This window comes from Microbacterium sp. HSID17254 (genome assembly GCF_003989315.1).
GTDB lineage: Bacteria > Actinomycetota > Actinomycetes > Actinomycetales > Microbacteriaceae > Microbacterium.
Genome location: NZ_RBLT01000211.1, coordinates 1 through 730 on the forward strand (window position 1 = coordinate 1; position 730 = coordinate 730).

The window sequence follows — 730 nt, forward strand, 5'->3', positions numbered from 1 at the left end:
GCTGGGCAGGCTGGGACGGGGACGGGACAGTCCGTTCGAGGTGGAGCCGCCGCCAGCCGGCGGCGGCGACCCAGCGGTCCAGCGGCAACGGGGTGATCAACGCGGCCGCCTCGAGGAACAACCCCAGCGGCGGATCCAGACGCCCCTTCGGGCGCGACGAGGCGCCCCGTTTGGCTGTCTCGACGAGATGGCCCGTCATCGCCGCCAGCAGTGGCGCGATCGAGGCATGCTCACGGTCGGAACCGACCACGAACAACGACCCGCGACCAGCAACGAGCTGCTCGGCGTCGAGTTCCTCGCCGCCACCGCTACCAGTGACCAGAGCCGCGACCTGCGGATCGGTCATGAACTTCACCGCTTCGGACAAGGTCATGAAGATCGAATCGCGGGTCTTGCGGGCATCGGTGGCCAGAACCTGCCGCAGAGCGTCCAACGTGCCCTCCGGGACACGACCACCGGGGTTGCGGCCCAACACCTCCAGCGCTTCACCCGCCCCCCGGCCGCGCGCGTGGCTGGTCGTGGAGAAGACCCACCGCGCCACGGTGGACATGTCCCGCCCGGACAGATCAGCGGCCATCGACAGGGCGGCAAGCACGCTGGCCGACCACTGGTCCCAGCGATCGCCGCCGTCCTCGCTCGACGACACACCGCCCACCCACAGCCCAGCCCGCACCGCCGCGGCCTGCGCGTCCGCACCGCCCGACACCGGTGACCAACACACCGAGGACTC

1 pseudogene is annotated in these 730 nt (G+C 71.0%); it reads right to left on the bottom strand.

Annotation, left to right across the window (positions count from 1 at the left end):
• Positions 1 to 730: pseudogene (locus D8M34_RS19175) on the bottom strand (type IV secretory system conjugative DNA transfer family protein); the annotation flags it as partial.